General features: G+C 63.9%; 15 protein-coding genes. 12 read left to right on the top strand and 3 right to left on the bottom strand.

The window, feature by feature from the left end; all coding sequences use genetic code 11:
- Positions 1-126: 126 nt before the first annotated feature.
- Positions 127-3,834, top strand: a complete 3,708-nt coding sequence (gene metH, locus ACK1U9_RS10925) for a methionine synthase (RefSeq protein ID WP_046615695.1) — start codon at positions 127-129, stop codon at positions 3,832-3,834.
- 160 nt (positions 3,835-3,994) lie between these two features.
- Positions 3,995-4,210 carry a DUF2970 domain-containing protein gene (locus ACK1U9_RS10920; RefSeq protein WP_046615696.1) on the top strand — a complete coding sequence of 72 codons (216 nt, stop codon included), beginning with the start codon at positions 3,995-3,997 and terminating at the stop codon, positions 4,208-4,210.
- Between the two features lie 329 nt (positions 4,211-4,539).
- Here ACK1U9_RS10920 and ACK1U9_RS10915 read toward each other — a convergent pair whose 3' ends face one another.
- Positions 4,540-5,616, bottom strand: a complete 1,077-nt coding sequence (locus tag ACK1U9_RS10915) for an ABC transporter substrate-binding protein (protein ID WP_046615697.1) — start codon at positions 5,614-5,616, stop codon at positions 4,540-4,542.
- A 213-nt stretch (positions 5,617-5,829) separates the two neighbouring features.
- Here ACK1U9_RS10915 and ACK1U9_RS10910 point away from each other — a divergent pair, with 213 nt between their 5' ends.
- The 7 genes from ACK1U9_RS10910 (at position 5,830) to ACK1U9_RS10880 (ending at position 13,449) form a co-directional block, all read left to right on the top strand.
- Positions 5,830-7,482, top strand: coding sequence for a nitrite/sulfite reductase (locus ACK1U9_RS10910; RefSeq protein WP_046615698.1), 1,653 nt, complete (start codon positions 5,830-5,832; stop codon positions 7,480-7,482).
- Positions 7,466-7,960: a DUF934 domain-containing protein gene (locus ACK1U9_RS10905; protein ID WP_046615699.1), complete on the top strand. Its 495-nt coding sequence runs from the start codon at positions 7,466-7,468 to the stop codon at positions 7,958-7,960. Before ACK1U9_RS10910 ends, ACK1U9_RS10905 begins: the two co-directional genes overlap by 17 nt.
- 204 nt (positions 7,961-8,164) lie before the next feature.
- Positions 8,165-9,661, top strand: coding sequence for a hypothetical protein (locus tag ACK1U9_RS10900; RefSeq protein ID WP_449109889.1), 1,497 nt, complete (start codon positions 8,165-8,167; stop codon positions 9,659-9,661).
- A 229-nt stretch (positions 9,662-9,890) separates the two neighbouring features.
- Positions 9,891-10,694: a 2,5-didehydrogluconate reductase DkgB gene (dkgB, locus tag ACK1U9_RS10895; protein ID WP_046615701.1), complete on the top strand. Its 804-nt coding sequence runs from the start codon at positions 9,891-9,893 to the stop codon at positions 10,692-10,694.
- A 4-nt stretch (positions 10,695-10,698) separates the two neighbouring features.
- Entirely contained in the window at positions 10,699-11,652 is a 954-nt protein-coding gene (locus ACK1U9_RS10890; RefSeq protein ID WP_449109888.1) for a TIGR03571 family LLM class oxidoreductase, read from the top strand.
- A 14-nt stretch (positions 11,653-11,666) separates the two neighbouring features.
- Complete coding sequence (locus ACK1U9_RS10885) at positions 11,667-12,842, top strand: MFS transporter (RefSeq protein ID WP_046615703.1); 1,176 nt, start codon at positions 11,667-11,669, stop codon at positions 12,840-12,842.
- A gap of 142 nt (positions 12,843-12,984) precedes the next feature.
- The gene (locus ACK1U9_RS10880) at positions 12,985-13,449 is read left to right on the top strand and encodes a nuclear transport factor 2 family protein (protein ID WP_046615704.1); all 465 of its coding nucleotides are present in this window, start codon (positions 12,985-12,987) and stop codon (positions 13,447-13,449) included.
- On the opposite strand, the gene ACK1U9_RS10875 is transcribed toward ACK1U9_RS10880, so the two are convergent.
- Together ACK1U9_RS10875 and ACK1U9_RS10870 are read right to left on the bottom strand one after the other, a co-directional pair.
- Complete coding sequence (locus tag ACK1U9_RS10875) at positions 13,450-14,805, bottom strand: ATP-binding protein (protein ID WP_196173753.1); 1,356 nt, start codon at positions 14,803-14,805, stop codon at positions 13,450-13,452.
- Positions 14,802-15,512: a response regulator gene (locus tag ACK1U9_RS10870; RefSeq protein ID WP_108480337.1), complete on the bottom strand. Its 711-nt coding sequence runs from the start codon at positions 15,510-15,512 to the stop codon at positions 14,802-14,804. Before ACK1U9_RS10870 ends, ACK1U9_RS10875 begins: the two co-directional genes overlap by 4 nt.
- 168 nt (positions 15,513-15,680) lie before the next feature.
- On the opposite strand from ACK1U9_RS10870, the gene ACK1U9_RS10865 reads away from it, so the two are divergent.
- The 3 genes from ACK1U9_RS10865 to ACK1U9_RS10855 all read left to right on the top strand — a co-directional run bounded on the left by ACK1U9_RS10865 (position 15,681) and on the right by ACK1U9_RS10855 (position 18,188).
- Complete coding sequence (locus ACK1U9_RS10865) at positions 15,681-16,463, top strand: MlaA family lipoprotein (protein ID WP_085600241.1); 783 nt, start codon at positions 15,681-15,683, stop codon at positions 16,461-16,463.
- Positions 16,453-16,686, top strand: coding sequence for a hypothetical protein (locus ACK1U9_RS10860; RefSeq protein WP_256573704.1), 234 nt, complete (start codon positions 16,453-16,455; stop codon positions 16,684-16,686). Before ACK1U9_RS10865 ends, ACK1U9_RS10860 begins: the two co-directional genes overlap by 11 nt.
- Positions 16,687-16,955: 269 nt before the next feature.
- Entirely contained in the window at positions 16,956-18,188 is a 1,233-nt protein-coding gene (locus ACK1U9_RS10855) for an MFS transporter (protein WP_046615709.1), read from the top strand.
- Positions 18,189-18,206: the final 18 nt, after the last annotated feature.

The following is an 18,206-nucleotide window of genomic DNA, read 5'->3' as shown; positions in this document are numbered from 1 at the left end:
GTGCCCTGCTTCGCCGACGCCCGCCCAACATGAGCCATTTTCATGCAAATGGGCGATGCGCCTAAAAACCGCGCAGCTTTGTTATGATTCTGCACCTTCTGAAATTTGCCCGACCAGGTAGTTCCTATGTCCGACCGCAGCGCTCGTCTCCAAGCACTCCAGAACGCACTCAAGGAGCGCATCCTGATCCTCGACGGCGGCATGGGTACTATGATCCAAAGCTACCGGCTCGAGGAACACGACTATCGTGGCACGCGTTTCGCCGATTGGCCAAGCGATGTCAAGGGTAACAACGACCTGTTGCTGCTCAGCCGCCCGGATGTGATCGCAGCCATCGAAAAGGCCTACCTGGATGCCGGCGCCGATATCCTCGAAACCAACACCTTCAACGCCACGCAGATTTCCCAGGCCGACTACGGCATGGAGTCGCTGGTCTACGAGCTGAACGTCGAGGGCGCGCGCATCGCTCGCCAGGTGGCCGATGCCAAGACCCTGGAAACCCCGCACAAGCCGCGCTTCGTCGCCGGCGTGCTCGGCCCTACCAGCCGCACCTGCTCGATTTCCCCGGACGTCAACGACCCCGGCTACCGCAACGTCACCTTCGACGAACTGGTAACGAACTACACCGAGGCCACCCGCGGCCTGATCGAGGGTGGCGCCGACCTGCTGCTGATCGAGACCATCTTCGACACCCTCAACGCCAAGGCGGCGATCTTCGCCGTGCAGCAGGTGTTCGAGGAAGACGGCATCGAACTGCCGATCATGATCTCCGGCACCATCACAGACGCCTCGGGTCGTACCCTGTCGGGCCAGACCACCGAAGCGTTCTGGAACTCGGTGCGCCATGCCAAGCCGATTTCCGTGGGCCTGAACTGCGCCCTCGGCGCCAAGGACCTGCGCCCGTACCTGGAAGAGCTGGCGACCAAGGCCGACACCCATGTCTCGGCCCACCCCAACGCCGGCCTGCCGAACGCCTTTGGTGAATACGACGAAACCCCGGCGGAAATGGCCGTGGTGGTCGAGGAATTCGCCGCCAGCGGCTTCCTCAACATCATCGGCGGCTGCTGCGGCACCACCCCGGGCCACATCCAGGCCATCGCCGAGGCCGTGGCCAAGTACAAGCCGCGCGAGATTCCGGAAATCGCCAAGGCCTGCCGCCTGTCGGGCCTGGAGCCGTTCACCATCGACCGCCAGTCGCTGTTCGTCAACGTCGGCGAGCGCACCAACATCACCGGCTCCGCCAAGTTCGCCCGGCTGATCCGTGAAGAGAACTACACCGAAGCCCTGGAAGTCGCCCTGCAGCAAGTCGAGGCCGGCGCCCAGGTGATCGACATCAACATGGACGAAGGGATGCTCGACTCCCAGGCCGCCATGGTCCGCTTCCTCAACCTGATCGCCGGCGAGCCGGACATCTCGCGCGTGCCGATCATGATCGACTCGTCCAAGTGGGAAGTGATCGAAGCGGGCCTCAAGTGCATCCAGGGCAAGGGCATCGTCAACTCCATTTCCATGAAGGAAGGCGTCGAGCAGTTCAAGCACCACGCCCGCCTGTGCAAGCGCTATGGCGCTGCCGTGGTGGTGATGGCCTTCGACGAAGTCGGCCAGGCCGACACTGCCGCGCGCAAGAAGGAAATCTGCCAGCGCAGCTACGACATTCTGGTCAATGAAGTGGGCTTCCCGCCGGAAGACATCATCTTCGACCCGAACATCTTTGCTGTCGCCACCGGCATCGAAGAGCACAACAACTACGCCGTCGATTTCATCGAGGCCTGCGCCTACATCCGCGACCACCTGCCGCACGCCCTGAGCTCGGGCGGTGTATCCAACGTGTCGTTCTCGTTCCGTGGCAACAACCCGGTGCGTGAAGCCATCCACTCGGTGTTCCTGTATCACGCGATCCAGAACGGCCTGACCATGGGTATCGTCAACGCCGGCCAGCTGGAGATCTATGACGAGATCCCGGCTGCCCTGCGTGAAAAGGTCGAGGACGTGGTACTCAACCGTACCCCGCATGGCACCGACGCACTGCTGGCCATCGCCGACGACTACAAGGGCGGCGGCGCAACCAAGGAAGTGGAAAACGAAGAGTGGCGCTCGCTGCCGGTGGAAAAACGCCTGGAGCACGCGCTGGTCAAGGGCATCACCGCGTTCATCGTCGAAGACACCGAAGAATGCCGCCAGCAGTGCACCCGCCCGATCGAAGTGATCGAAGGCCCGCTGATGAATGGCATGAACGTGGTCGGCGACCTGTTCGGCGCGGGCAAGATGTTCCTGCCCCAGGTGGTCAAGTCGGCCCGGGTAATGAAGCAGGCGGTAGCGCACCTGATCCCGTTCATCGAAGCCGAGAAAGGCGACAAGCCGGAAGCCAAGGGCAAGATCCTGATGGCCACGGTAAAAGGCGACGTGCACGACATCGGCAAGAACATCGTCGGCGTGGTGCTCGGCTGCAACGGCTACGACATCGTCGACCTCGGCGTGATGGTGCCGGCCGAGAAGATCCTGCAAACCGCCCGTGACGAGAAGTGCGACATCATTGGCCTGTCCGGCCTGATCACGCCGTCGCTGGACGAGATGGTCCACGTTGCCCGCGAAATGCAGCGCCAGGGCTTCCAGTTGCCGCTGATGATCGGCGGCGCCACCACCTCCAAGGCGCATACCGCAGTCAAGATCGAGCCCAAGTACAGCAACGACGCCGTGGTCTACGTCACCGACGCCTCGCGTGCGGTGGGCGTTGCCACCCAGCTGCTGTCCAAGGAGCTGAAAGCCGGCTTTGTCGAGAAGACCCGTCAGGAATACGAGGAAGTACGCGAGCGCACCGCCAACCGCAGTGCCCGTACCGAGCGCCTGAGCTATGCCCAGGCGATCGCCGCCAAGCCGCAATACGACTGGGCCGGCTACCAGCCAGCGGTACCCTCCTTCACCGGCGTCAAGGTGCTGGAAGACATCGACCTGCGCACCCTGGCCGAGTACATCGACTGGACCCCGTTCTTCATCTCCTGGGACCTGGCCGGCAAGTTCCCGCGCATCCTCACCGACGAAGTGGTCGGCGAGGCGGCCACGGCGCTGTACAAGGATGCCCGCGAGATGCTCGACAAGCTGATCGACGAAAAACTGATCAGCGCCCGCGCGGTGTTCGGCTTCTGGCCGGCCAACCAGGTGGCCGATGACGATATCGAGGTGTACGGCGAGGACGGCCAGGCCCTGGCTACCCTGCACCACCTGCGCCAGCAGACCATCAAGCCGGACGGCAAGCCCAACTGGTCGCTGGCCGACTTCGTCGCGCCGAAGACCAGCGGCGTTACCGATTACGTCGGCGGTTTCATCACCACCGCCGGCATCGGTGCCGAGGAAGTGGCCAAGGCTTACCAGGACAAGGGCGACGACTACAGCTCGATCATGGTCAAGGCCCTGGCCGACCGCCTGGCCGAGGCCTGTGCCGAATGGCTGCACGAGCAGGTGCGTAAAGAGCACTGGGGTTATGCCCGCGACGAACACCTCGACAACGAGGCGCTGATCAAGGAGCAGTACCGCGGCATTCGCCCGGCGCCCGGCTACCCGGCGTGCCCGGACCATACCGAGAAGGAAACCCTTTTCCGCCTGCTTGATGGCACTGCCATCGGCGAGACCGGGCCGAGCGGCGTGTTCCTCACCGACCACTTCGCGATGTTCCCGGCGGCGGCGGTCAGCGGCTGGTACTTCGCCCACCCGCAGGCGCAGTACTTTGCGGTGGGCAAGGTCGACAAGGACCAGATCGAGCGCTACAGCGCGCGCAAGGGCCAGGATGTGAGTGTGAGCGAGCGCTGGTTGGCGCCTAACCTGGGTTACGACAGCTAAGACCCTTGGGGCCGCTTTGCGGCCCATCGCGACACAAGGCCGCTCCTACAGGAGAATTCAATCCCTTGTAGGAGCGGCCTTGTGTCGCGATGGGCTGCACAGCAGCCCCAATAGCCACCTACACTGTCCCTGATTGCCTCTGATTTCCTCAGGAGCCACCATGGACGATTCCAGCCAGGGCAAGCCCCCTACCTTCTGGCAGATGCTGCACAGCATCCTCGCTGCCGCCTTCGGCGTGCAAAGCGGCAAGAACCGCGCCCGCGACTTCACACACGGCAAGGCCAGCCATTTCATTGCGCTGGGGACGCTGTTCACACTGGTGTTCATTGCCGTGCTGATCGGCCTGGTACAGTTGGCCATGCACCTTGCTCGCTAGCCCTTGAAGGGCAGTGATTTACCTGTGGGAGCGGGCAAGCACGCGAAAGGGCCGGCACAGGCAAAGCAAAAACGCCTGCGGGACTCCCTCCCGCAGGCGCTCTGGTTGCATCACGATCTTGAGTACAAGTCTACTGGTGGCTGACCCAATACACGGCAGTGACCACCACCAGAACGATCAGGCAGAGGATCGCCCAGGCATCGACGCTGCTGTCAGCTTTGCGGACCTTGGTTGAGTTTCCCATTGCATTGCCTCTTGTAGTGGTTATGGGAATGCACTTCACCACCAGCAGTTAAGACGAGCAATGCCCTTCCCTCAAGCAAGGTCTTTCAATAATTGATCGGTGATGTCAGAAACGGGTACTGGTAATCGGGCGGCCGCCCTTCGGCACTGTAATGCTTGAAATCGATGCCGTAGTCGGGCTGTTCCAGGAGTTTCAGCCATCGGCTCGCCTTGCCCTGGTCGATCGGTTGCAACACCGGCACGCGATGCTCGCGCAGGCCATCACGGTTCACTGCCAGCCCCAGGGCATCGTCGTGCAGCATCACCATGGCCCAGCCGCCGAGGCTGAAATGCCCGCCCATCAGCACGCTGAGGCGCCCGTCGATACGTGCCTTCAGGGCCTCGGGCGAGCTGTTGATGGCGCTGAACAGCACATCGCGCCCCGGCGTACGCCCCGCCTCTTCGAACGCCTGCATGGCACCAAAGGCCATTTCGTCGTTGGCCGACCACACCAGGCGGGTGGCCGGATAGCGCTCCAGCAGTTGCTGCGCCTGCTCGTAGGCGCGCTGGCGGCTCCAGCCGCCATATACCACCTGGCGCAGGCGCACCTGGGGGAAGTCGGCCAGGGCGCGGCGCATGCCCTCCTCTCGCAGCTGCGAGGCCGGGGTGGTCTTGACCCCGGCAAACGCCAGCAGGTCCACCGGGCCACTGTCGCGGGGCAATTGCGCGACCATCTGGTGCAACATCTGGAAGCCCGCCTGCTCGTCGTTGGCAGTCAAGGTGCCCAGCAGCTCGGCGTATTTGCCGGGCTGGGCCTCGATGCTGCGGGCCTGGCTGGCAGTCAGGCCGTTGTTGACCAGGAACAGCTTGACCCCGCTGCCGCGCGACAGGCGGATGATCTCCGGCGCCACGTACTGCTCGTTGACCAGCACCAGGTAATCCGGGCGCTGCGGCCCTCCCAGGATCGCCCTGGCGTGGGTCAGCGCCAGGTCGGCGCGGCGTTCGCTGTACTCCACGCGCAGGGTCATGCCCAGGTCGTGCGCAGCGGCCTGCATGAAGCGGCTATAGCTGGTCCAGAACGTCTCGGTGGACAGGCCCGGGTTGAGGAAAACCACCGAAACAGGCTGCGCGCTTGCCGCCAGCGGCAAGACAAGACACAAGCTTTGGCACAATGCCTTGAGCATGGGCTGACATCCCTGCGAAGCAAACATCGGATTATAAACGCCAGGCCATACCGAGCACACAAATGGCATTCAGTCTCACATAGTCCATTTGGTTCTTTTCATATGCAAAAACATCACTTTAGCGCATAAACGCAACCTGCTATCGTTCCCCGGCTCCGAAGCGGAGTGCGCGGCCGTGCGCGCGAATAGCTGCATGCCTGAGACAGGACTTTTATGTACGTATACGACGAGTACGATCAGCGGATCATCGAGGACCGCGTCAAGCAGTTCCGTGATCAGACCCGCCGCTATCTGGCCGGTGAGCTGAGCGAAGAAGAATTCCGCCCTCTGCGCCTGCAGAACGGCCTTTACATCCAACGTTTCGCACCGATGCTGCGCGTCGCCGTGCCGTACGGCCAGCTGAACGCCACCCAGGTCCGCACCCTGGCCAAGATCGCCCGCGACTACGACAAGGGCTATGCCCACATCTCCACCCGCCAGAACGTGCAGTTCAACTGGCCGGCCCTGGAAGACATCCCGGACATCCTCGCCGAACTGGCCACCGTGCAGATGCACGCAATCCAGACCAGCGGCAACTGCCTGCGCAACACCACCACCGACCAGTTCGCCGGTGTGGCCGCAGACGAAATCATCGACCCGCGTCCGTGGTGCGAGATCGTCCGCCAGTGGACCACCTTCCACCCGGAATTCGCCTACCTGCCGCGCAAGTTCAAGATTGCGATCAACGGCTCGCAGGAAGACCGCGCCGCCATCGAAGTGCACGACATCGGCCTGGAGCCGGTGCGCAATGCCGCTGGCGAGCTGGGCTTCCGTGTACTGGTCGGTGGCGGCCTGGGCCGTACCCCGGTGGTGGGTTCGTTCATCAACGAGTTCCTGCCGTGGCAGGACCTGATCAGCTACCTCGACGCCATCCTGCGCGTGTACAACCGTTACGGTCGCCGTGACAACAAGTACAAGGCGCGGATCAAGATCCTGGTCAAGGCACTTACCCCGGAAGTGTTCGCCGAAAAGGTCGAGGCCGAAATGGTCCACCTGCGTGGCGGCAGCACCACCCTGACCGAAGCCGAAGTGCAGCGTGTATCGCGCCACTTCGTCGACCCGGCCTACCTGGCCCTGGACAACTTCGACTATGCCGCCCAGGACGCCGAGTACCCAGGCTTCGCCCGCTGGCGCTCGCGCAACACCCGCGCCCACAAGCGCCCTGGCTACGTGGCCGTGACCCTGTCGCTGAAGCCCACCGGCGTTGCCCCGGGCGACCTGACCGACAAGCAGCTGGACGCCGTGGCCGACCTGGCCGAGCGCTACAGCTTCGGCTTCCTGCGGACCTCGCACGAGCAGAACATCATTCTGGCCGACGTCGAGCAGCGCCAGCTGCACGCCCTGTGGCTGGAACTGCGCGAAAGCGGCTTTGCCACCCCGAACATCGGCCTGCTGACCGACATCATCTGCTGCCCGGGTGGTGACTACTGCTCGCTGGCCAACGCCAAGTCGATCCCGATCGCCGAATCCATCCAGCGCCGCTTCGACGACCTGGACTACCTGTTCGACATCGGTGAGATCGACCTGAACATCTCCGGCTGCATGAACGCCTGCGGCCACCACCACGTGGGCCACATCGGCATCCTCGGCGTGGACAAGAAGGGTGAGGAATTCTACCAGGTGTCGCTGGGCGGCAATGCCGCACGCGGCGCGAGCCTGGGCAAGATCCTCGGCCCGTCCTTCGCTCAGGATGACATGGCCGATGTGATCGAGAAGCTGATCGCCGTGTACGTCGAGCAACGTACCGAGGAAGAGCGTTTCATCGACACCTACCAGCGTATCGGCATCGACCCCTTCAAGGAACGCGTCTATGCAGCGAATCATTAAGAACAACCAGATCGTCGACGAAACCTGGCATCTACTGCCCAAGGAAACGTCCTTTGACGAGCTGACCAACTGCGACGACTACATCGTCCCGCTGCAGATGTGGCGCGACCATGCCCATGCGCTCAAGGCCCGCGACGGCGGGCTGGGCATATGGCTGGACAGTGACGAAGAAGCCGAAGAAATCGGCGAAGAGGTGCAGCACTTCCAGGTCATCGCACTGAACTTCCCGGCGTTCACAGACGGGCGCAACTACTCCAATGCGCGCCTGCTGCGTGACCGCTACAAGTTCAAGGGCGAGCTGCGCGCCATTGGCGACGTGTTGCGCGACCAGCTGTTCTTCATGGCCCGTTGCGGTTTCGACGCATTTGCCATCCGGGCCGACAAGGACCCGGAAGACGCACTGCAAAGCCTGAAGGACTTCTCGGTGACCTACCAGGCCGCCACCGACGAGCCGCTGCCGCTGTTCCGCCGCCGCTGATCGTCACCTTGCAATGCCAGACGGCCCGCCTTCATGGCGGGCCGTTGCGTTTCCTGATCGAGAATTCAAGTTCGCCGATGGCTTGCCGACATCACGCAGGAACGTATCAGTAAAGCGCAGGGAGCGTGAATGAATCCGATTACACCGATCATACGCACGACGCAGACCTACCTTCCCGCTTCCACGGTAACACCAGGCAATGCCGTGAAAGCCGCAAGCGCCACAGCTGCAAGCAGCAAGGTCAGCATAGGCCAGTCGCCGCCCAGCACCGACATCGGCATTTACAATGCCAAAGGTACCCTCGGCAGTGGGCAGGTTCGCTATGTCTGGGAGCATGACGGCATCGACAGGCTGAGCCTGAACATGTACAGCGCGATTCAGTCCTCCTCCACCGCATCCCGGTTCCAGGGACTGGGCGCAGCATTGCTGGAACAACTGGCAGCCAATGGCGGGCAACGCATTTCCCAATCAGGCTTGGCAATTGACAGCGCTGCGGCAACAGAACCCATGCTGCTTGGGCTTCAACAGGCCAGGTTGCGCGAATTCGCCACGGACAGCGTGACCTTCACCCTGAACACGGCCTCCGGCGCGACCGTTTCACTGGGGCTTTACAACAGCGACAGAGGCTTGGCGGTAGATGCCGAGGTGCTCGGTGGCAACCTGACCGCCGGCGAACTCGACGGCCTGACTAAGATGGCGGACAGCTTCCAAGGTGCCCTCAACGGCCTTGCTCAGGAACCCCCTGGCCTGAAGCTCGGCGCGCTGGTCAAGCTAGACCCCGCACTCTTCACCGGCCTGCAGTTCAAGGCACAGCTGGAAACCGCAGGCGGTGCTCGGCAGACGTTTGCCCTGCAAATGGACGAGCATACGCGCAGCCTGGAACTCCAGGCACCGTCCGGCAATGTGAAAATGAACTTCGACACCCAAGGCGGCACCTTGCTCGGCAGCGAGGCGCAACGGCAAGCAGCAGTGTCGAACTACCTGACCCAATTCGACGCCGCGCAGCAACGCGGGCACGGCAATGAACAGCTGATGACGCTGTTCAAAGATGCATTCCGCCAGCTCAATAGCGTGGACGACGCAGCCCTGCGCCCAGCCAATCATGACACCTGGCTAAACAAGACCAGCCGCCTGCTGCTCAGTGGCATGGCCGATTTCAATGCTTCGCTCACTACACCCGAGCAGCGAACCAACCCCATGCGCCCGCATGAGATAGACAGCTTCGATTACACCGTTTCACAGACCACCACCCGCAATGGCGGCGCAGCGAACCTGAGCCTGCAACAGGACCAGCAGAGCACGCTGAAGGCCTCTTGGCACGAGAGCCTCAACCCCTGGGTAGAGCTGCAACTCACGCTCGACAGCAAATCGCAGGACTACCGTTATCATGAGGTGCATGACCAAGCCAGCAGTTCGACCCGCATAGGCTTTGTCAACAATGTCCTGGTCGAGGCCACTGCCACCCAGCAGGCCAGTCAGCAGGAGCGTGTACGCACCTACCAGCAAGCCGAACTGCAGTCTGACATGACCACCTCTGCCTCGGCCGCACAGTCACGCGACCTGCTCGACATGCTCGACGAGTTCCTGGCCCAGGACCGGCAGGCGCGACGTCTTGGCCTTGGCTCCAGGCTCGAGCAGCAGGTCCAGTCGCTGCGGAACCTGTGGTTGCTGCAGTCCAACCCGGCGTTGATCGACGACTGATGATTGCATCTGCCTGCCCCTGTCGCCCTTCAGCGGGCGCCAGGGAGCGGAATGAATTGCCTGGCGTTCGCTCACGATCGGCCCACCTATTCTTGACTGCAGGACAAAGGACCTTGGCCCTGCCCCAGCTTAATCAATCCCCGCCAAACCCGCACACTGCTCCCACACGAACAGCCCGAGCCTTGAGTCTCGGTTCAGTTCACCTCCCTTACTCACCAGGAGCAGATCCATGAGCATTCCATCCTTCGGCCTCGGCACCTTCCGCCTCACCGGCCAAGCCGTCATCGACTCGGTCAAGTCGGCCCTGGAACTGGGCTACCGGGTCATCGACACTGCGCAGATCTACCAGAACGAAGCCGACGTCGGCCAGGCCATCGCCGAAAGCGGCGTCAAGCGCGACGAGCTGTTCATCACCACCAAGATATGGGTCGAAAACTACGCCGCCGACAAGCTGATCCCCAGCCTGCGCGACAGCCTGCAGAAGCTGCGCACCGACTACGTCGACCTGCTGCTCATCCACTGGCCTGCCCCGGGCAACGGCGTTGAGCTGCCCGAGTACATGGCGGCCCTGGCCGAAGCCAAGAAGCTGGGCCTGACCCGCCAGATCGGCGTGTCCAACTTCAACATCGACCTGACCCGCCAAGCCATCGAAGTGGTCGGCAAAGGCGAAATCGCCACCAACCAGATCGAACTCAGCCCGTACCTGCAGAACAGCAAGCTGACCGCCTTCCTCAAGGAGCAAGGCATCACCGTCACCTCCTACATGACCCTGGCCTACGGCAAGGTGCTGAAAGATCCGGTACTGGCCGACATCGCCGCCAAGCACAAGGCCACCGTCGCTCAGGTTGCCCTGGCCTGGGCCCTGCAGCTGGGCTACGCAGTGATCCCGTCGTCGACCAAGCGCGAAAACCTGGCCAGCAACCTGCTCGCCCGTGACCTGAAGCTGGACGCCGACGACATGGCACGCATCGCCAAGCTCGAGCGCAATGGTCGCGAAGTCAGCCCTGACGGCCTGGCGCCAATCTGGGACTGATACCATGACCACGCCCCTCGAACGCCTGACCGCTGGCGGCTTCAGCATCGGCCTGGAAGCACCGCTGGACCAAGACTGGACGCCCGCCGGCGACCAGGCGCGGCGCCGTGACGGCCGCCAGTTCGGCGAACCTGACCTGGCCCGCCACGCAGCACTGGCACAACTGGCCGATCGCCTGGGCTACCGCGCCCTGTGGGTCCGCGATGTGCCGCTGTACGACCCTTCGTTCGGCGACGCCGCCCAGGTGTTCGAGGTGTTTGCGTACCTCGGCTACCTGGCCGGCGTAACCCGCGACATCCTGCTCGGCACGGCTGCCGTGGTGCTGCCGATTCGCGAACCGCTGCTGACCCTTAAATCGGCCAACAGCGTGCAGCGCCTCAGTGGCAACCGCCTGCTGCTGGGCGTGGCCAGTGGTGACCGGCCGGTGGAGTACCCGCTATTCGGTCGGGATTTCGAGGGGCGTGGCAACGCATTCCGCAAACAGGTCGCGCTGCTGCGTGATGGTGCCAACGGCCACCTGCCCGAAGGGCTGGCCGTGCTACCCAGTACCGCTTCGCCGCTGCCGTTGCTGGTAGCCGGCCTGGCCCAGCAGAGCCCGGAATGGATCGGCAGCAACCTGGACGGCTGCCTGGCCTACCCCGGCACACCGGACGACCACCGGCACCGTGTCGCCGCCTGGCGCGCGGTGGCGGGCAACAAGCCTTACAGCAGCTTCATCCATCTGGACCTGGCGGACAACCCCGACGAACCGCTGCAACGCTGGCGCTTCGGTTTCCGCGGCGGCCGCAAGGCGCTGGCGGCCGAGCTCGGCGCCGTGCGCGCGGCGGGTGTCGACCATATCGGCCTGCACCTGCGGCGTAACGTGCGGCCGCTGGACGAAACCCTGCGCGAAATCGCCGAATACGTATTGCCACAATTCCATGAGACAAAAACCCAACTGACGGAGGCCACCCCATGACAGGAGCACGCGCAATGAAGAGCGGGCACGTCCTGTTTGCCTTGGCCATCGGCGCCTTCGGCATCGGCACCACCGAGTTCACCCCAATGGGCCTGCTGCCGGTAATTGCCCAAGGTGTCGATGTCAGCATCCCCAGCGCTGGCATGCTGATTACCGCCTATGCCATCGGGGTGATGGTCGGTGCGCCGATCATGACCCTGCTGTTCAGCCGTTTCGGCAAGCGCGCCGCGCTGATGGCGCTGATGGCCATTTTCACCCTCGGCAACCTGCTTTCGTCGCTGTCGCCGGACTACTACACCCTGCTCGCCTCGCGCCTGGTCACCAGCCTCAACCACGGCGCGTTCTTCGGCCTTGGTGCGGTAGTGGCTGCCAGCGTGGTGCCCAAGGAGAAACAGGCCAGTGCCGTGGCCACCATGTTCATGGGCCTGACCATTGCCAACATCGGCGGCGTGCCGGCCGCCACCTGGATCGGCCAGCAGGTCGGCTGGCGCATGGCCTTTGCCGGTACTGCCATGCTGGGCCTGCTGGCCATGGCCGCGCTGTGGTATGCCCTGCCCAAGGGTGAGCGTGGCAGCGTGCCGCACGTGCGCAAGGAGCTGGCGGTCATCGCCCGGCCCAGCGTGCTGCTGGCAATGGCCACCACCGTGCTCGGTGCCGGCGCCATGTTCACCTTGTACACCTATGTCGCACCGGTACTGGCCGAACTGACCGGCGCCTCGGACAGCTTCGTCACTCTGGGCCTGGTGCTGATCGGCGTGGGCTTCACCCTGGGCAACAGCCTGGGTGGCCGCCTGGCCGACTGGTCGCTGGATGGGGCGGCGCGGATCTTCCTCGCGGCACTGGCAGTGATCATGCTGCTGATGCCGCTGGTGCTGGGCAGCCACATCGGCGCCGCCATCGCCTTGCTGGTGTGGGGCATGTTCACCTTTGCCGTGGTACCGCCGCTGCAGATGCGGGTGATGACCGCCGCCATCGAAGCACCGGGGCTGGCCTCGTCGATCAACGTGGGCGCGTTCAACCTGGGCAATGCCGTGGGCGCGGCGCTGGGTGGTGCGGTGATCAGCCTGAACCTGGGCTATGCGGCAGTGCCGATGGCAGGTGGCGTGCTGGCGGCTGCCGGGCTGCTGCTGGTGTGGCTGGGCGGGCGTAGCAAGGCTGCCGGGAAAACCGCAGCCGACGCAGCCAGATAGAGCCCCCCTGCAAGAGCGCGCCTGGCATGGCACCTCGGCATTGTTCCACGCACTGCAATTATGATGTGCCAGGCGCACCCATTCTCTGTTCGGTCAGCGGCTACTACTCTCCTACAAGCCAATCGAACTGAGGAGTACCGCGATGTCCCGTCCACCCCTGCCGCCCTTCACCCGCGAAAGCGCCATCGAAAAGGTCCGCCTGGCCGAGGATGGCTGGAACGGCCGCGACCCGGCCAAGGTTGCGCTTGCCTATACCGTCGACACCGTGTGGCGTAACCGCGCCGAGTTCCCGCGTGGCCGTGCCGAGGTCGAGGCGTTTCTGACGCGTAAGTGGAACCATGAACTGGAGTACCGCCTGATCAAGGAGCTGTGGGCCTTCACCGGCAACCGCATTGCCGTGCGCTATGCCTACGAGTACCACGACGACAGCGGCCAGTGGTACCGTGCCTATGGCAACGAGAACTGGGAGTTTGCCGACGACGGGCTGATGCAGAACCGTCATTCGAGCATCAACGAGCACCCTATCAGCGAAGCCGAGCGCAAGTTCCACTGGCCGTTGGGCCGGCGCCCGGATGATCACCCAGGGCTCAGCGAAATGGGGCTCTGATCAACCCTGCGGCAGCATGATCCTGACTTCCAGCCCACCGCCCGGGCGGTTGCCCAGGGTCATGCTGCCACCCTGCTCCAGCACGATGGCCCGTGCTGCGGGCAGGCCCAGCCCAACGCCACCGGTATTGCGGTTGCGTGAACCTTCGATACGGTAGAACGGCACGAATACCTGCTCATGCAGCTCCGGCGCGATGCCCGGCCCGCGATCCAGCACGGTAATCTCGATCTGCCTGGCGCTCACCGCCAGCACCACCGTTGGCTCACAGCCGTACTTCGCTGCATTGTCGATCAAGTTGACCAGCACACGCCTGATACCCACTGGCCGCCCCGTGTACACGCAGCGGCGCGGCCCGCTGAGGCCGACCTCGACCCCCGCGTCCTTGAAGTCGTCCACCACGGTCAGCAGCAACTCGCCCAGGTCGAATACGGTCGTCTGTTCCAGCCGTGCATCATCACGGAAGAACTCCAACGCCGCATCGACCATCGCCTGCATCTCGTCGACGTCCTTGAACAACTTGGCCTGCAGCTGGGCATCGTCGACGAACTCGGCGCGCAAGCGCATGCGCGTCAGCGGTGCACGCAAGTCATGGGAAATGGCCGCGAGCATCTGGGTGCGGTCGTTGAGAAAATGCTTGAGCTGCGCCTGGGTGGCATTGAACGCGAGAATGGCCTGGCGCAGGTCGTGCGGGCCGACCACCGGAATGGGCGGGGCGTTGAAATCCTTGCCAAAACGCCGCGCCCCTTCGGCAAAGCGCTCCAGCGGCTTGGCCAGGTAGCGCGTGGCCAGCAGCGCGACGGCAAGGCTGGAAACCAGCATCAGGCCAAGGATGATCAGGTTGCGAGGCAGTTCATCCAGCCCCCAGCTACGGTTGGTGGCGCGGAACAGCACCCAGGACTTGTCGCTCAGCTCGATCATCAGCGCATAGCCGCGCTCAGGTGCGTATTCCGGCATGTCGGACGGTGCAAAGGCCTCGACCCTGGCATCCGGGCGCTTGAGCAGCGCGCGCAGGATAGGCGTGCCCTCGCTGAACTCGGCATCGACCAGCACTGGCACGTCCGCTTCGTCATGCCGACGCAACCATCGCACGGAGTATGAGCCATCGCCCGCCGCACTGGCGATGTTGGCACGTTGCGCCATGGGCGCGGCGTCGAGGATGCGGGTAACCGCTGCAACCTTCTCGATAACCCCGCTCTCCAGCAGCGGAGGCTGCGCCCAGGCACTCAACAGCAGGCTGAACAGTCCCTTGAGCAGCAGCAGGAACAGCATCGCCGTCAGGGTGGTAAGCGCGATCCAGCGGGCAATGGTGATCCTGGGCCTTGGCAGCGCCTGGCGAACCCTGGCCAGCAGCTTCATCGCTTCGCGACCGTGGGCGTGAAAAGGTAACCGGCATTTCGCAGGGTACGGATCAAGGGCTCGTTGCCGTTGTCGGTTTCAAGCTTGCGGCGCAGCCGGCTCACCTGGACATCGATGCTTCGGTCATAGGCGTCATACGCATCGCCACGAGCCATATCCAGCAACTGCTGGCGGCTGAGCACCCGCCGCGGATGTTCGGCGAACACCAGCAGCAGCTCGAACTCACCGTTGGACAGAGGGATCATGACGTTGTCCGGCGAACGCAGTTCGCGCCGCACCACATCCAGCCGCCACCCGGCAAACTCCAGGGTCGCGCAGGCATGGCTCGCCGTGCCACCGGCCGCTTCCCCGGCACGGCGCAGCACTGCCCTCACCCGGGCCAGCAGTTCACGGGCGGCGAACGGTTTGGTCAGGTAGTCGTCTGCCCCCAGCTCCAGGCCAACCACCCGGTCACTCAACTCGCCCATGGCGGTGAGCATGATCACTGCCACTTTGTGCTCGGCCAACAGGCGCTGGCACAACACCAGGCCACTGTCGCCAGGCAGCATCACATCCAGGATGACCAGGTCCGGCACCCGCCGCTCAACGGCTTGCCAGAGCCCCTTGCCATCCGTGGCCACATCAACCTCGTAGCCATGCTGGCAGAGAAACTTCTGCAGCAGGTCGAGCACCTCGACATCATCGTCGACTATCAGCAAATGGCTCACAAAAAAGCACCGCAATACAAGGTTACCAAGCCGTACTTTAAGGCCATCCCCGCGCAACCGTCATATATTTCAACTTGGTAACAAAGTGTCGACGCCGAGAAAATCCAGACATTTCCAGGCAAAGAAAACCGCGCAGCATCGGCGCCAGTTCTTGCCAGGAATGTATCCATGTCCCTTTCATCATCCGCCTCCCGCTCAGCGCGCTCTGCCGCGCTGGCCTTGTCGCTGCTTGCGGCGGGAGGCTGCAGCCAACGTGCACCGGCCACGGCGGCCTGCGGCAATGTCGCCTATCAGGTCAGTGACCCGGCGGAGCCCGCCAACCGCGCCGTATTCGCCTTCAACCGCACGGTCGACGACTATCTGCTGGCCCCCGTCGCCAGGGGCTACACCGCGCTGCCCGGTTTTGCCCGGCAGGGCATGCACAACTTTGCCAGCAACTTCGGTGAGCCCAAGGTGTTCGTCAACGACCTGCTGCAGGGCAACGGCGAACGAGCGATGACCAGCCTCTCCCGCTTCATCTTCAACACCACCCTGGGTGTGGCGGGGCTGGTCGATGTGTCTGGCAAGATGGGGCTGAGCCAGCATCGCTCGGACTTTGGCCAGACCTTCGGGGTGTGGAACATCGCCGCTGGCCCCATCGTCGAGTTGCCGCTGCTGGGCACCCACAACCTGCGCGATGCCACCGGCACGCTGCTGGGCCTGGCACTGGACCCGTTTAGCGGCAACAGCGATACCGTCGAAACCATGGGCAACGTAGCCACAGCCGGCGGCATCGTCGATACACGGGCCGAAGCACTGCCTTTGACAGACCTGCTGCGCACCTGGCCTGACTACTACCTTGCGCTGCGTGATTACACCGCGCAGCGGCGCAGCAACCGGGTGGCAGAAGGCAAGGCCGGCGAGCCGGGAGCGTGGCCAGTGGATTGTGCAGGGGGTGCCCGTGAAGAATGATGCCCAAGCCGCCATGCTGCTGTTCAGGCGCCTGGAAGGCGCTGCCCGGCAACCGCTGTTGCTGCATGAACTGGAAGCCCGGCTTTCGGCCGATGGCCGGAGCCTGGTGCTGAGCCGCTATCGCGAACGCTTTACCGCCGAAGGCAAGCCTTACCGGCACGAGGCTCACCGCAGCGTCCCGATTGCAGCATTGCTGCGCTGGGTGGCGCGTCACGAACGATGAATCCGGCGCGGCCAGGTATTAGCAGGGAGCCTGTGGGAGCGGCTTCAGCCGCGAACACCGGCGCAGCCGGTGCCATGCACCGCGTTGGATTTTTCGCGGGTAAACCCGCTCCCACAGGGTACGCGGACCGCTTGCGAATTCAGGGCGTCAGGCCCGGAATGTCCGAAACGCGACAGTAGCTGCCTGTTCGGCGTGAGACAGGCAAACCGGGCCCTGGCTACCCTTCTTCGGCAAATGCCTTGTTCCCTTTCGCCAGAAGAAGATCGCCCATGACGACCTCCACCGCCTCCATGGCCGCCACCACGCCTGCCGACCAACCCCAGGGCTTTCTGGTCCGCATCGTCGGCGCCGCCGCATTCGCCCACCTGCTCAACGACCTGATCCAGGCCGTGCTGCCATCCATCTACCCGATGCTCAAGAGCGATTTCGCGCTGAGCTTTGCCCAGATCGGCTGGATCGCCCTGATCTACCAGGTGACCGCGTCCCTGCTGCAACCCTGGGTCGGCCTGTACACCGACAAGCACCCGCAACCCTACCTGCTGCCGGCTGGCATGCTGGTGACGCTGGTGGGCATCGCCCTGCTCGCCTTCGCCAGCAGCTATGAAATGCTGCTGGTAGCCGCGGCGGTAGTCGGGGTGGGCTCGGCGACCTTCCACCCCGAAGCCTCGCGAGTGGCCAGGATGGCCTCCGGTGGGCGCTTCGGCACCGCGCAATCGACTTTCCAGGTAGGTGGCAACACTGGCTCGGCCCTCGGCCCGCTGCTGACCGCTGCCATCGTCATCCCACACGGCCAACCGGCCATTGCCTGGTTCATGCTGGCGGCCGCGCTGGCGGTGTTCGTGCTGTTGCGGGTGACCGGCTGGACCGTGCGCCACGGCCAGACCCGGCTCAAGACCTTCGCCGGCCAGCAGGCCCCCGGCCTGTCGCGTGGCGCCATGTGGCGCGCCGTGGCGGTGATCGCTGTGCTGATGTTCGCCAAGTTCGTCTACATCGCCTCGTTCACCAACTACTTCACCTTCTACCTGATCGAGCATTTCGGCCTGAGCGTGCAGCACAGCCAGCTGTACCTGTTCGTGTTCCTCGTGGCCGTGGCCCTGGGCACCTTCGCCGGTGGCCCGGTGGGTGACCGTATCGGGCGCAAGGCAGTGATCTGGGTCTCGTTCCTCGGCGTGGCGCCCTTCGCCCTCGCCTTGCCTTACGCCAACCTGGCCTGGACGGCGGTACTGGCGGTGGCCATCGGCCTGGTGATGTCCTCGGCCTTCGCTGCCCTGGTGGTGTATGCCCAGGAGGCCGTGCCGGGCCGGGTCGGCATGGTGTCGGGGGTGATGTTCGGGTTGATGTTCGGTATCAGCGGCATCGGCGCTGCCGGGCTTGGCGAACTGGCCGACCGGCATGGCATCGAGTGGGTGTACCAGATCATCTCGTTCCTGCCGCTGCTGGGGTTGGCCACCGCGCTGCTGCCGGCAACCCGCTCGCAAGCCCGCCCCAGCCGCTGCTGTTAAAGTGGGCATGCCAGGCTG

Source organism: Pseudomonas sp. XP1 (genome assembly GCF_053557675.1).
The sequence above is the reverse complement of the archived record's forward strand: the minus strand, read 5'-3'. Positions and strand labels throughout refer to the sequence as shown.

Bases quoted from the DNA above. Each gene is read 5' to 3' on its own strand.
- metH (WP_046615695.1), top strand. From the start codon at position 127: ATGTCCGACCGCAGCGCTCGTCTCCAAGCACTCCAGAACGCACTCAAG.
- ACK1U9_RS10920 (WP_046615696.1), top strand. From the start codon at position 3,995: ATGGACGATTCCAGCCAGGGCAAGCCCCCTACCTTCTGGCAGATGCTG.
- ACK1U9_RS10915 (WP_046615697.1), bottom strand. From the start codon at position 5,616: ATGCTCAAGGCATTGTGCCAAAGCTTGTGTCTTGTCTTGCCGCTGGCG.
- ACK1U9_RS10910 (WP_046615698.1), top strand. From the start codon at position 5,830: ATGTACGTATACGACGAGTACGATCAGCGGATCATCGAGGACCGCGTC.
- ACK1U9_RS10905 (WP_046615699.1), top strand. From the start codon at position 7,466: ATGCAGCGAATCATTAAGAACAACCAGATCGTCGACGAAACCTGGCAT.
- dkgB (WP_046615701.1), top strand. From the start codon at position 9,891: ATGAGCATTCCATCCTTCGGCCTCGGCACCTTCCGCCTCACCGGCCAA.
- ACK1U9_RS10890 (WP_449109888.1), top strand. From the start codon at position 10,699: ATGACCACGCCCCTCGAACGCCTGACCGCTGGCGGCTTCAGCATCGGC.
- ACK1U9_RS10885 (WP_046615703.1), top strand. From the start codon at position 11,667: ATGAAGAGCGGGCACGTCCTGTTTGCCTTGGCCATCGGCGCCTTCGGC.
- ACK1U9_RS10880 (WP_046615704.1), top strand. From the start codon at position 12,985: ATGTCCCGTCCACCCCTGCCGCCCTTCACCCGCGAAAGCGCCATCGAA.
- ACK1U9_RS10875 (WP_196173753.1), bottom strand. From the start codon at position 14,805: ATGAAGCTGCTGGCCAGGGTTCGCCAGGCGCTGCCAAGGCCCAGGATC.
- ACK1U9_RS10865 (WP_085600241.1), top strand. From the start codon at position 15,681: ATGTCCCTTTCATCATCCGCCTCCCGCTCAGCGCGCTCTGCCGCGCTG.
- ACK1U9_RS10855 (WP_046615709.1), top strand. From the start codon at position 16,956: ATGACGACCTCCACCGCCTCCATGGCCGCCACCACGCCTGCCGACCAA.